Origin of the sequence: Modicisalibacter muralis (assembly GCF_900102945.1) — a bacterium.
Lineage (GTDB): Bacteria > Pseudomonadota > Gammaproteobacteria > Pseudomonadales > Halomonadaceae > Modicisalibacter > Modicisalibacter muralis.
On record NZ_FNGI01000011.1, the window covers coordinates 1 to 12130 of the forward strand.

13 protein-coding genes are annotated in these 12130 nt (G+C 62.9%); 3 read left to right on the forward strand and 10 right to left on the reverse strand.

Annotation, left to right across the window (positions count from 1 at the left end; genetic code table 11):
- Positions 1–37: 37 nt before the first annotated feature.
- From BLR92_RS16025 to radC, 10 genes are all read right to left on the reverse strand, one after another.
- Positions 38–1717 carry an NAD-dependent malic enzyme gene (locus tag BLR92_RS16025; RefSeq protein WP_089730294.1) on the reverse strand — a complete coding sequence of 560 codons (1680 nt, stop codon included), beginning with the start codon at positions 1715–1717 and terminating at the stop codon, positions 38–40.
- A 208-nt stretch (positions 1718–1925) separates the two neighbouring features.
- Positions 1926–2939, reverse strand: a complete 1014-nt coding sequence (locus tag BLR92_RS16030) for a tryptophan--tRNA ligase (RefSeq protein WP_089730426.1) — start codon at positions 2937–2939, stop codon at positions 1926–1928.
- A gap of 277 nt (positions 2940–3216) precedes the next feature.
- Positions 3217–4341, reverse strand: a complete 1125-nt coding sequence (gene ald, locus BLR92_RS16035; protein ID WP_089730295.1) for an alanine dehydrogenase — start codon at positions 4339–4341, stop codon at positions 3217–3219.
- Between the two features lie 175 nt (positions 4342–4516).
- A complete protein-coding gene (locus BLR92_RS16040) occupies positions 4517–4957 on the reverse strand; it encodes an acyl-CoA thioesterase (RefSeq protein WP_089730296.1) in 441 nt (146 codons plus the stop codon).
- Between the two features lie 53 nt (positions 4958–5010).
- Positions 5011–5328, reverse strand: a complete 318-nt coding sequence (locus tag BLR92_RS16045) for a putative signal transducing protein (protein WP_089730297.1) — start codon at positions 5326–5328, stop codon at positions 5011–5013.
- Positions 5329–5330: 2 nt separating this feature from the next.
- Positions 5331–6521, reverse strand: coding sequence for a class I SAM-dependent rRNA methyltransferase (locus BLR92_RS16050; protein WP_089730298.1), 1191 nt, complete (start codon positions 6519–6521; stop codon positions 5331–5333).
- Between the two features lie 232 nt (positions 6522–6753).
- Positions 6754–7569 carry a bifunctional DNA-formamidopyrimidine glycosylase/DNA-(apurinic or apyrimidinic site) lyase gene (mutM, locus tag BLR92_RS16055; protein ID WP_089730299.1) on the reverse strand — a complete coding sequence of 272 codons (816 nt, stop codon included), beginning with the start codon at positions 7567–7569 and terminating at the stop codon, positions 6754–6756.
- Between the two features lie 89 nt (positions 7570–7658).
- Entirely contained in the window at positions 7659–7814 is a 156-nt protein-coding gene (gene rpmG, locus BLR92_RS16060) for a 50S ribosomal protein L33 (RefSeq protein WP_086509014.1), read from the reverse strand.
- 15 nt (positions 7815–7829) lie between these two features.
- Entirely contained in the window at positions 7830–8066 is a 237-nt protein-coding gene (gene rpmB / locus BLR92_RS16065; protein WP_089730300.1) for a 50S ribosomal protein L28, read from the reverse strand.
- 174 nt (positions 8067–8240) lie between these two features.
- A complete protein-coding gene (gene radC / locus BLR92_RS16070; protein WP_089730301.1) occupies positions 8241–8915 on the reverse strand; it encodes a RadC family protein in 675 nt (224 codons plus the stop codon).
- A gap of 192 nt (positions 8916–9107) precedes the next feature.
- Here radC and BLR92_RS16075 point away from each other — a divergent pair, with 192 nt between their 5' ends.
- The 3 genes from BLR92_RS16075 to BLR92_RS16085 are packed head-to-tail and all read left to right on the forward strand — an operon-like array spanning position 9108 to position 12090.
- Positions 9108–9815, forward strand: coding sequence for a GntR family transcriptional regulator (locus BLR92_RS16075; protein ID WP_089730302.1), 708 nt, complete (start codon positions 9108–9110; stop codon positions 9813–9815).
- 27 nt (positions 9816–9842) lie between these two features.
- A complete protein-coding gene (gene manD, locus BLR92_RS16080; protein WP_089730303.1) occupies positions 9843–11054 on the forward strand; it encodes a D-mannonate dehydratase ManD in 1212 nt (403 codons plus the stop codon).
- 13 nt (positions 11055–11067) lie between these two features.
- Positions 11068–12090, forward strand: coding sequence for a Zn-dependent oxidoreductase (locus tag BLR92_RS16085; protein WP_089730304.1), 1023 nt, complete (start codon positions 11068–11070; stop codon positions 12088–12090).
- The last annotated feature ends 40 nt before the right edge of the window (positions 12091–12130 follow it).

Genomic DNA, 12130 nt, shown 5'->3' on the forward strand with positions numbered 1-12130 from the left:
GCTCGTTGCTCGTTGCTCGTTGCTCGTTGCTCGTTGCTCAGAATGCCCGGCGCCGATAGCGTCGATAGCGCGGATACCAGAAGTGCCGCTCGATGGTCTCGCGCAGCACCTCATCGCTCGAGCGTAGCGCCACGCCATCTTCCTGGGCCTGCTTGGCGACATCGAAAGCAATCGCCTTGCTGAGTTCGCGAATATCGCCGAGTGCCGGCAGTAACGCCCCCTCGCCCTGCCTGACGATCGGCGAGTTGTTGGCCAATGCATTCGAGGCGGCCATCAGCATGGCATCGGTAACGCGAGAGGCGTTCGCCGCCACCACGCCGAGGCCGATACCCGGGAAGATATAAGCATTGTTGCACTGCGCGATGGCGACACGGCGATCGCCGATGGTTGCCGGCGGAAACGGGCTGCCGGTGGCGACCAACGCCTGGCCGCCGGTCCAGTCGAGAATGTCCTGCGGCGTGGCTTCGGCCCGCGATGTCGGGTTGGATAGCGGCATGACCAGCGGATTCGCGCAGTTCTGGTGCAGTGTCTTGATCAGCGTCTCGTCGAACAGGCCCTTCTGGCCCGAGACACCGATCAGCACCGTTGGGCGCGCATTCTTCACCACGTCCATCAAGCCACTACCCGACCAGCCATCGAGATCGCCACGCGGATGCGCCAGACGCTGCTGGAAGTCATAAAGCCCGTTCATGTCGCCAGTCAGCAGGCCGTTGCGATCGACCATATAGATACGCTTGCGCGCTTCGGCGTCGCTCAGCCCCTCGGCCGTCATCGCCACGATGATCTGCTCGGCGATGCCACAGCCCGCCGAGCCGGCGCCAACGAAGGCCACCGTCTGCTCGCTGACCTTGGCCCCGTTGGCCTTGCACGCGGCCAACAGCGTGCCGACACACACCGCCGCGGTGCCCTGGATGTCGTCGTTGAAGCAGCACAGTTCGTCGCGATAGCGCTCGAGCAGCGGCATGGCATTGGTCTGGGCGAAATCCTCGAACTGCAACAGCACGTTCGGCCAGCGGCGCTTGACCGCATCCATGAACAGGGCCATGAACTCGGCATATTCGTCGCCACTGATACGCTCGTGGCGCCAGCCCATGTACATCGGGTCATCCAGCAACGCCTGGTTGTTGGTGCCCACATCCAGCGCGATCGGCAGCGTATAGGCCGGGCTGATGCCGCCGCAGGCGGTGTACAGCGACAACTTGCCGATCGGAATACCCATGCCGCCGATACCCTGGTCGCCCAAGCCGAGAATCCGCTCGCCGTCGGTGACCACGATCACCTTGACCTTGTCCTTGGTGGCGCTGCGCAGAATGTCTTCCATGTATTCGCGGTCGGGATAGGCGACGAAAATACCGCGATGGTTGCGGTAGATATTGGAAAACTCCTCGCACGCCTCGCCCACCACCGGCGTGTAGATGATCGGCATCATCTCCTCGAGATGCTCTTCGAGCAGGCGGAAGAACAGCGTCTCGTTATCGTCCTGAATCGAGCGCAGGAAAATGTGCTTGTCGAGGTCGTTCTGACAAGCGCGATACTGCCGGTAGGCGCGCTCGGCCTGCTCCTCGATGGTCTCGACGTTTTGCGGCAACAACCCGACCAGGTTGAAATCGATACGCTCCCTGAGGGTAAAGGCGCTGCCCTTGTTGAGCAGCGGCATCTCCAGCAGCGAAGGACCGGCATAGGGAATGTAGAGGGGGCGCTTGGCGTGTTCGCTCATATCTCGGCTCGACTCGATGAAAGAAAAAATGGCGGCGATACCCGGTGGCGCGCCTTACGGTGCAGGTTGAAGCGAGGCGTAAAGCATGGGCACGAAACGCCAAGCCACCGTTGCATTATAGCGCGCTAAGATAACATGCCGCCCCGGTCCGGCCCGCCGGATTGGACGGCTGACCACACTTGCGTCAGGGGCTCGATGAGTGAAGCCGTTATATGAAAGAGCCCAGGCCCACGGCGTGACGCAGTTTGTCCATCATCGGCGCGGCCTCGGCGCGGGCTCGCTCGGCGCCCTTTTGCAACACGCTCTCGATATGCCCCGGGTCTTCCATCAGCGCCTGATAGCGCTCGCGCGGCTCACGCAGGTACGCGTTCAGGTACTCGAAGAGTTCGTTCTTGGCGTCGCCCCAGCCGATGCCCTCAAGATAGCGCGCACGCATGGCCCGGGTTTCTTCCGGCGTGGCGAAAGCCGAGTAGATCTGGAACAGCGTGCAGGTGTCGGGATCCTTGGGCTCGCCCGGTTCCAGCGAGTTGGTCTTGATCTTGCGCACCAGCTTCAAAAGCTTCTTCTCGGAGACGAACAGCGGGATGGTATTGTCGTAGCTCTTCGACATCTTGCGCCCATCGAGACCGCCCAGCACCTGGGTCTTTTCATCGACCACCGCCTCGGGCAGGGTGAAGTACTGGCCCTTGAACAGGTGGTTGAAACGCCCGCCCATATCACGTGCCATCTCGATGTGCTGAATCTGGTCGCGTCCCACCGGCACCTTGTTGGCATTGAACATCAGGATGTCGGCGGCCATCAGCACCGGGTAGCCGAACAGTCCCATGGTCACGCCCTTATCGGGATCGGGTTGGCCGGCCGCCTCATTATCGGCGACCGAGGCCTTGTAGGCATGCGCACGGTTCATCAGTCCCTTGGCGCAGACGCAGGAAAGCATCCAGGTCAGCTCGGGAATCTCGGGAATGTCAGACTGGCGATAGAAGATCGCGTTATCGGTATCCAGCCCCAGCGCCAGCCAAGTCGCGGCGATCTCCCGGCGCGACTCCTGCACGCGCCGGGGATCCTGGCACTTGATCAGCGCATGCAGGTCGGCGAGGAAGTAATAGGACTGAACGTTGGGATCCTGACTGGCGGCGATCGCCGGCTTGATGGCGCCGACATAGTTGCCGAGGTGCGGCGTGCCGGTGGTGGTGATACCGGTAAGAACGCGGGTCTTTTGCATGGGTAGGCGTATCTGCGTGAGAAATGGCAAATATGCCCAGTGTACAACGGCGAGGCTCTTTCAGGCGACCGCCACCTCGGCCAACGCAGCCGAGACGACGGTGCCCAAGGCAGTATTCGGGAATCGCTGGATAAGTCGTCGAACGGGATGACGCGGGCGTCGCTACGTCGCAAGGCGCACGGAACGCAGAAGACGAGACATAACATAAAGTTAGGTGAGTCTCGACCGGGCTGGCGCACCAGTACCGCGTAACACAGCGATTCACCCGTGCAGACAGTTATACAGTGGTTCCAACCAGCGAGCGTGGATCGACACCCTCCAACGCGAACGCCGAGGCGACCGCCGGATGCGTTACCTGCCCGGCGTGTACATTCAGCCCGGCGCGAAAATGCGCGTCGTCGGCCAGTGCCTTCTGCCAACCCTTATCGGCGAGTGCGGCAACGAACGGCATGGTGGCGTTGGTCAATGCCTGTGTCGAGGTGCGCGCCACCGCGCCGGGCATGTTGGCCACGCAGTAGTGCACCACACCGTCAATGACATAGGTGGGCTCGGCATGGGTGGTCGCCTTGCTGGTCTCGAAGCAGCCGCCCTGATCGATGGCCACGTCGACCAGCACGCTGCCCGGGCGCATGTCGGCGAGCATCTTGCGGGTAATCAGCTTGGGCGCCGCGGCACCCGCCACCAGCACCGCGCCGATGATCAGATCCGACTCGCGCACGGCTTCGTCCAGCGCGTCGGCGGTGGAGTACACGGTACGCATGCGCCCCTGGTAACGGTGATCGAGCACTTCCAGACGCGCCAACGATCTATCCAGCACCGTGACCTCGGCACCCAAGCCCAACGCCATGCGCCCAGCATTCTCGCCAACCACGCCACCGCCGATCACCGTGACCCGGCCCGGCGCCACGCCCGGCACCCCCGGCAGCAGCACGCCGGCGCCACCCTGGGCCTTCTCGAGACTGTGCGCCCCGGCCTGTACCGCCATGCGCCCGGCCACGCGGCTCATCGGCGCCAGCAAGGGCAAGCCGCCCTCGTTATCGGTGATGGTTTCATAGGCGATGCAGGTCGCGCCGGAGTCCATCAACCCCTTGGTGAGCTTTTCCTCGGCGGCCAGATGCAGGTAAGTGAATAGCGTCTGTCTCTCGTGGAGCCGCGCGACTTCATCGCTCTGTGGCTCCTTGACCTTGACGATCAGTTCGGCCTGGTCCCAGACCTTTTCCACATCGGCTTCGATAGTGGCGCCAGCCGCCTGGTAATCGGCATCGGGGAAGCCCGAACCCTCGCCCGCCGAGGCTTGCACGATCACCCGGTGGCCACGATCGACCAGTTCGCGTACGCCCGTCGGGGTTAGGGCGACGCGATATTCATGGTTCTTGATTTCCTTGGGAACGGCGATTTTCATGACACCTCCTGCGTGCGGGTATTGAGAGCGGAACGTTTCACCTTCTCAGTACAGCACAAAGCGGCGATCACGATATTATCACGCAAAAAAACGGGCTCCTGCGCTATATCGGCAATCCATTCCAGAAAATACTCCGGCCATAAGCGGCAAAATGACAAATCTTTCCAGCGTGGGGTCAGCCAGCCTCGTCGATCAGCGCGCCACCATAGACCGCCACGTAGGCAGCCGGCAGACGCCGGGCCCGACCACTGGAAAGTTCGATGCAGGCGAAGCGGGTGCGCGCTCGCAGCAGAGTGCAGTCGTCATTCGAGCGCTTGAGCTGGAAGCGCCGGGTCAGGGTCAACCGTCCATCGCAACCGACGATCCAGGTAGCGAGTCGTAGATTATCGCCAGCGTATGCCGGGGCGAGATAATCGAGTTCATGACGATGCACGGCCATGGCCCTGTCGTGCTGGCGATAATCGTCGATATCCAAGCCCAGATGCCGGGAATGGGCCCAGCTGACCTGCTCGATCCAGCGCAGGTACTCGGCATTGTTGACGTGGCCATAGTGGTCGATCGTGGCTTCGTCAACCGTGATATCGATCACGAAGGGGGTGGGCAGCTCCCAATTCATGGCGACTCCTTGTCACGGCGGGCGTTCATGCTGCCAGCATTGGCGCGACTGGCTCAAACCGGGCGCGACGCCGCGCACTGCCAGCAGGCGTCGAAGACACCATCGAGTTTCTCGCCGCAGCGCGGGCAGACCCATGCCGACGCCGTTTCGCGCGGGCCGTGCAGGGCATCGTGGGTCAGTGTTTCGGCACGCTCGCGATTATGCGCCGCAACCCAGACTTCGGGTTCGCACTCGCCCAGCGGCAACTCGCCGGCGCCACCGCCCAGCGTCATGTTGCGCAGCTCGCAGGGAATTCCCGCGTTTTCCAACACGTTGCGCACATGACTGACCAACAGCGTATTGCTGTGCCGGAAGATCCGCACGTAGCTCATGTTCAATCCCGGAAGACCCGCACACCCAACGCCTTGAGATAGGACGTCTCGGGAATCGCCGGATGCACCGGGTGATCCGGGCCCTGGCCGCCCTGATAGATCACCTGGCCGTGGCGATCCTGATGGCGTACCGCGCCGCGCACGCACTCCACCAGACGCTCCGGCGCCAGGTGCATCGAGCACGATGCGCTGAGCAGCAGACCATCGCGGCCCAGCAGGCGCATCGCCTCGCGGTTGAGCCGCGAATAGGCACGCTCGCCATTGGGAATGTCCTTGCGCTTCCTGATAAAGGCCGGCGGGTCGAGAATCACCACATCGAACTGCTCGCCATCGGCCTTGAGCGCGGCCAGTGCCTCGAAGGCGTCGCCCTCGCCGATCGACACTTTTTCGGCGAGCCCGTTGAGCGCGGCGTTTTCGACGACCCGCTCCAGCGCCACGCCGGAACTGTCGATGCACAACACCTCGGACGCCCCGTGAGCGGCGGCTTGCACGCCCCAGCCACCGACATAGCTGAACACGTCGAGCACGCGTTTGCCGGCGACCAGGCCATTGAGCCAGGCACGGTTGGCGCGGTGGTCGTAAAACCAGCCGGTCTTCTGGCCATCGAGCACCGGGGCGACGAAGCGTACGCCATTCTCCTCCAGCACGATCTGCTCGGGCAGGTCGCCATGCACCACTTCCACCTGGCGCTCGAGCTGCTCCTGGCGGCGCCCGGATGAATCGTTCTTGAATACGATCGCGCGCGGCGACAGCACCTTGTCCAGCGCGGCGACGATTTCGCCGGCGAGCATTTCCATGCCCAGCGTATTGAGCTGGACCACCAGCACGTCATCGAAGCGATCGACGATCAACCCCGGCAGCAAATCGCCTTCGCCGTGGACGAGACGGTAAAACGGCTTCTCGAACAACTGCTTGCGCAAGGCCAATGCCTGGTTGAAACGATGCACCAGCAACGAGCGATCGAGGCGCACATTGGCATCGCGCGACACCACGCGGGCGCAGATCAGCGAGTGCGGGTTGACGTAGGCCACCCCCATCGCCTTGCCATTGGCGGCCTCGATCACCGCCTGGGCACCGGGCTCGATGCCCTTGAGCGGCGTCGCCTCGATATCGATCTCGTTGGAATACAGCCAGAGATGACCGGCCTTGAGGCGGCGATCGGCGTTCTTCTTCAGGCGCAGGCGTTCGGACACGGAACTCTCCGTCGAATAAGGGGAAATCAGCACGTATTCTAACGCGCCAACATATCAATGGGGCAGGCTGAGCCCTGAGCTTTCGCGCAGAAATCGTGAAATAAACTTTCGAGCGAAATGAAGCACAAGGCGCCCGGAGCACAGAAGACGAGACATAACATCTTGTTAGGTGAGGCTTCGAGCACCGCGTAACGCAGTGATTCGTTCGCGCAGTCGTTTATTTCGTGATTTTTCAGGTCTGGCAGTGGGCACAGTACACACTGGCCCGCTGACCCAGCGTGATCAGGCGCAGCTCATCGCCACAGCGCCGACACGCCTGCCCGGCGCGCCCATACACATTCAGGCGCTGGGCGAAGTAGCCCGGCTCGCCGGTGCCGCTGACGAAATCGCGCAGCGTCGTGCCGCCCTGGGTGATCGCCGCGGCGAGTACCTCGCGAACCGCCTCGGCCAAGCGCTGGTAGCGCTCGCGCGAGATGCGCCCCGCCGCGCGGCGCGGGTCGATACCCGCCAGATACAGCGCCTCGCTCGCATAGATGTTGCCCACCCCGACCACGACGGCGTTGTCCATCAGAAACGGCTTGACCGCCATGCGCCGACCGCGCGATAGCGTGTAGAGCCGCTCACCATGAAAATCGCTGGACAGCGGCTCGGGGCCGAGGCGCTTGAATCTGGAATCATCATGCAGACTACCCTGCAACCAGTCGACGAAGCCGAAGCGGCGTGGGTCGTGGTAGCGCAGGATGGCACCGCTATCGAGGACCACATCGAGGTGATCGTGCTTCTTCGGCAGATCGCCGACCCGGGCGATACGCAGGCTGCCCGACATACCCAGATGCCAGATCAGCGAGCGCTCGCCGACGGGAACCACAAGGTATTTGGCGCGCCGCCCCAACTCGCCGACACGCCGACCGATCAAGGCATCGGCCAGGTCGTCGGGCACCGGCGTGCGCAGGCGTCGTTCGCGAACGATCACTTCGCTGATCTCGCGCCCCTCGATATGCGGGGCGATGCCACGGCGGGTGGTTTCGACTTCAGGGAGTTCGGGCATGACGGCGATTTTCCTGGGAGCAGATACGCAAAAACCCGGCGCTAACCGGGTTCTGGCGACAGGTCGATGCCTGCGGCGGAAGCGTCAGATCACTTGATCTTGGCTTCCTTGTACATCACGTGCTTGCGAACCACCGGATCGAATTTCTTGAATTCGAGCTTGTCCGGGGTGTTGCGCTTGTTCTTGTCGGTGGTATAGAAATGGCCGGTACCGGCACTGGACACCAACTTGATCTTGTCACGCATGATCTTTACTCCCTGTTAAACGCGCTCGCCACGCTTACGAATGTCGCCGAGCACCGAATCGATACCCTTCTTGTCGATGATGCGCATGCCCTTGGAGGAAACACGCAGCTTGACGAAGCGCTTCTCGGCTTCCACCCAAAAACGATGGGTATGCAGGTTGGGCAAGAAACGGCGACGCGTCTTGCGCTGGGAGTGAGATACATTGTTACCAGTCACCGGGCGCTTGCCGGTAACCTGACATACTTTGGACATGGAAGCCTCCAACCGCTGGGCGAGTTGTTCAAAACCTGTCGGGCAAACCGGGAAGAGAGAGTGGCAGGTGACCGCCTTTCCGCCCCTGTAATTAACCCAAGGAAAGTCAAAGGGCGTACTTTATACCAGAGGACCGGCGCCTCGGCAAGCGCCATCGCGCCTGAGACGAAGCCTTTATAGCCAGCCTCTTTCCGCAAATGAAATGACTTCGCCGTCGCCGACCACGAAGTGATCCAGCACGCGAATCTCGAACAACCCCAGCGCCTCGCTGAGCCGCGTGGTGATGCGCCGGTCGGCATCGCTGGGCTCGGCGACACCCGAAGGATGGTTATGGGCGAAGATCACCGCGCCGGCGCCCAACTCCAATGCCCGGCGCGCCACTTCGCGCGGATAGACCGAAGCGCTGTCCAGCGTGCCGCGGAACAGCGACTCGAAGCGAATCACCCGATGCCGGGTATCGAGAAACAGCGCAGCGAACTCCTCATGACCGAGATGGCGCAGTTGCGAAGCCAGGAAGGCGCGCACCAGGGTCGGTGAAGTCAGCGCGCCGCCACGCTCCAGCTGGCTGGCCAGATGACGCCGCGACAGCTCCAGCGAGGCTTGCAACTGCACGAACTTGGCCTCGCCCAGGCCATGCTCAGCGCAAAAGCGTGCCTGCTCGGCTTCGAGTAATGGCCTGAGCCCACCGAAAGACGCCAACAGATCGCGCGCCAGATCCACCGCCGAGCGCCCTTTCACGCCTACGCGCAGGAAAATCGCCAACAGCTCGGCATCCGATAGCGCCGCGGAACCGAGCGCCAGCAGTTTCTCCCTCGGGCGCTCGCCCTCGGGCCAGTCACGAATCGACATCGGCGTTTCCCATCTCGCTTGTTAACGGGTCATTTACGTTCAAGTAACGCATTTATAACGCAAAGCCGGAACAAAACCGACCAACGTATAAGAAACGCAGTGCCACGCGACAGTTGCGAAACGGCGAAAAACAACTACCATACTAGTTAGTTCAGAACACGATACCCAATCCGCCTTTCACCGAGAGCCTGCATGAACAACGAACTACTCGCCCTGTGGGACGATTGCGCCAGCGAGAGCAGCGTGCGCCAGCGCCTCTACCGCGTGCTGCGCCAGTCGATCATTCGCATGGTGCTATCCCCCGGGCAGGCGCTTTCCGAAAAAGAGATCGCCGATACGTTCGATGTCAGCCGCCAGCCGGTGCGTGAGTCTTTCATCCGCCTGTCGGAAGCCGGTCTGGTCGAGGTGCGCCCACAACGCGGCACTTACGTGGTGAAGGTTTCCCAGGCGGCGGTTCATGAGGCGCGCTTCGTGCGCGAGGCGATCGAGGTGGCGGTGGCCAAATCAGCCGCCGAGCAAGGCCTGGACGAGGCCGTGATCGCCGAACTGTACGATCTGATCGAGCGCCAGAAGCGTTGTGCCTCACCCAGCGATTACGACCGCTTCTTCCTGCTCGACGAAGCGTTTCATCGCACGCTGTCCCTCGGCGCCGGCCACCACTCGGCCTGGCGGGTGACCGAGGAGGTCAAGGCGCAACTCGATCGGGTGCGCTACCTGAGCGTGCCGGAGACCACGCCACTCCCCAAGCTGATCGATCAGCACACGCGCATCGTCGAGACCATCGCCGAGGGCAATGTCGAGGCCGCCGAAGTCGCCATGCGCGTGCACCAGCGGGAAATCCTGCACTCACTGCCGGAACTGGTCGCGCGTTTCCCCGACATGTTCGACGCCAAATCCTGATTCACGAGCCATTGAAGAGAGCCGCCGATGAAGATCAAGGACGCCTACGTCATCGTCACCTCGCCGGGACGCAACTTCGTCACGTTGAAGATCGTCACCGACGAAGGCGTCCATGGCATCGGCGACGCCACGCTCAACGGCCGCGAGATGGCCGTGGTCGCCTACCTCGAGGAGCATGTCATCCCGGCGCTGGTCGGGCGCGATCCGCAGCGCATCGAGGATACCTGGCAGTACCTCTATCGCGGGGCCTATTGGCGCCGTGGGCCGGTGACCATGAGCGCGATCGCCGCCGTCGACATGGCATTGTGGGATATCAAGGGCAAGCTGGCCGGCCTGCCACTCTATCAACTGCTGGGCGGCAAGAGCCGCGAGCGGGTGATGACCTACAGCCATGCCACGGGTAGCGACATCGCGGCCTGCCTTGATGAAGTCGCCCGACACGTCGAGCAGGGCTATCGCGCGGTCCGGGTGCAGTCGGGTATCCCCGGCATCCAAAGCACCTACGGTGTGGCCAAGCGCCCCGGTGAGCGCTACGAGCCGGCCGATGCCAAGCTTCCCGCGGAACACGACTGGAACACCGCGCGCTATCTCAACCATGCGCCCAAGCTGTTCGCCGCGGTGCGCGAGCGTTTCGGCGACGACCTGCATGTGCTGCACGATGTCCACCATCGCCTGACGCCGATCGAGGCCGCACGCCTGGGCAAGGAGGCCGAGCCGTACAAGCTGTTCTGGCTCGAGGACTGCGTGCCGGCCGAGAATCAGCAGAGCTTCAAGCTGATCCGCCAGCACACCACCACGCCGCTGGCGGTGGGTGAGGTGTTCAACTCGATCCACGACTGCCGCGAGCTGATCGAAAACCAATGGATCGATTACATCCGCGCCTCGCTAACGCATGCCGGCGGCATCACCGCAATGCGCCGTATCGCCGACCTGGCCGGGCTCTACCACGTGCGCACCGGCTTCCACGGCCCCACCGACCTGTCGCCGGTATGCCTGGGCGCGGCGGTGCATTTCGACACTTGGGTGCCCAACTTCGGTATCCAGGAGCACATGCCTCACGAGACGCGCACCGACGAGGTATTCCCGCACGATTATCGCTTCGAGGACGGTCATTTCATCGTCGGCGAGACGCCAGGGCACGGCGTCGATATCGACGAAAAAGCCGCCGCCCGCTTCCCTTATCAACCCGCCAGCCTGCCGGTCAACCGTCTCGAGGACGGCACCCTGTGGCACTGGTAACCAGGAGATTGTGATGCAAGCCTTTCAGGTACGCGCCGCGCACGATTACCACCTGGCCGAGATCGAGTTGCCTCAGGCCGCACCGGGCGAGGTGCTGGTGCGCGTCGCCTTCGCAGGCATCTGCGGCTCGGACATGCACATCATTCACGGCGACAACGCCTTCGTGCGCTTTCCGCGCATCACCGGCCATGAATTCGCCGGCATCGTCGAGGCAGTGGGCGATGGCGTCGACGACGTCGCCATCGGCGAGCGAGTGTGCATCGATCCGGTCATCAACTGCGGCGAGTGCTACCCGTGCCGCATCGGTCGGCCCAACGTCTGCACCGCGCTCGAGGTGATCGGCGTACATCGCAACGGCGGCTTCGAGGAGCAGGTCAGCGTACCGGCCGGTAATGTGCACCGCCTGCCCGAAGGGCTGGGCCTGGACGCCGCCGCGCTGGTCGAGCCCTACACCATCGCCGCCAACGTGCTGGAACGCATGCAGCCGCTGCCCGACGATCGGTTGATGATCTTCGGCGCCGGGGTGATCGGACTGACCATCCTGCAGGTAGCGAAGGCGCAGGGTATCGACGACATCACCGTCAGCGACGTCATCGATACCCGCCTGGAGACCGCCCGCGAACTGGGCGCCACGCGCACCATCAATGGCCGGCACGAAGACCTCGAAGCCGTCGTCGCCGAGATGACCGGCGGCGAAGGCATGCCGTTGATCGCCGATGCCGCCTGCGTGCCCGCGCTGCTGCCGCAGATTCTGCGCCTGGCCTCGCCGGCCGGACGCATCGGCCTGCTCGGCTTCAACCCCACGCCCAGCGACCTGGTGCAACTGGAAGTGATCAAGAAGGAGCTGACGATCGTCGGCTCACGCCTCAACAACCGCAAGTTTCCGGAGGTGATCGAGTTGATGGCCAGCCAACGCCTCGATCCCCTGGCGCTGGTCAGCCACCGGCTGCCGCTGGCCGAGATGCCTGGCGCCATCGACATGCTCGATCACCATCCTGAAAAGGCACGCAAGGTGCTGATACGAATCGGCACCTGAGTGCCATCCACTAAAGCTCGCCACAACTCGCACAACCCAG

Bases quoted from the DNA above. Each gene is read 5' to 3' on its own strand.
- manD (WP_089730303.1), top strand. From the start codon at position 9,843: ATGAAGATCAAGGACGCCTACGTCATCGTCACCTCGCCGGGACGCAAC.
- rpmB (WP_089730300.1), bottom strand. From the start codon at position 8,066: ATGTCCAAAGTATGTCAGGTTACCGGCAAGCGCCCGGTGACTGGTAAC.
- mutM (WP_089730299.1), bottom strand. From the start codon at position 7,569: ATGCCCGAACTCCCTGAAGTCGAAACCACCCGCCGTGGCATCGCCCCG.
- BLR92_RS16075 (WP_089730302.1), top strand. From the start codon at position 9,108: ATGAACAACGAACTACTCGCCCTGTGGGACGATTGCGCCAGCGAGAGC.
- BLR92_RS16025 (WP_089730294.1), bottom strand. From the start codon at position 1,717: ATGAGCGAACACGCCAAGCGCCCCCTCTACATTCCCTATGCCGGTCCT.
- BLR92_RS16030 (WP_089730426.1), bottom strand. From the start codon at position 2,939: ATGCAAAAGACCCGCGTTCTTACCGGTATCACCACCACCGGCACGCCG.
- BLR92_RS16085 (WP_089730304.1), top strand. From the start codon at position 11,068: ATGCAAGCCTTTCAGGTACGCGCCGCGCACGATTACCACCTGGCCGAG.
- radC (WP_089730301.1), bottom strand. From the start codon at position 8,915: ATGTCGATTCGTGACTGGCCCGAGGGCGAGCGCCCGAGGGAGAAACTG.
- ald (WP_089730295.1), bottom strand. From the start codon at position 4,341: ATGAAAATCGCCGTTCCCAAGGAAATCAAGAACCATGAATATCGCGTC.
- rpmG (WP_086509014.1), bottom strand. From the start codon at position 7,814: ATGCGTGACAAGATCAAGTTGGTGTCCAGTGCCGGTACCGGCCATTTC.
- BLR92_RS16045 (WP_089730297.1), bottom strand. From the start codon at position 5,328: ATGAGCTACGTGCGGATCTTCCGGCACAGCAATACGCTGTTGGTCAGT.
- BLR92_RS16040 (WP_089730296.1), bottom strand. From the start codon at position 4,957: ATGAATTGGGAGCTGCCCACCCCCTTCGTGATCGATATCACGGTTGAC.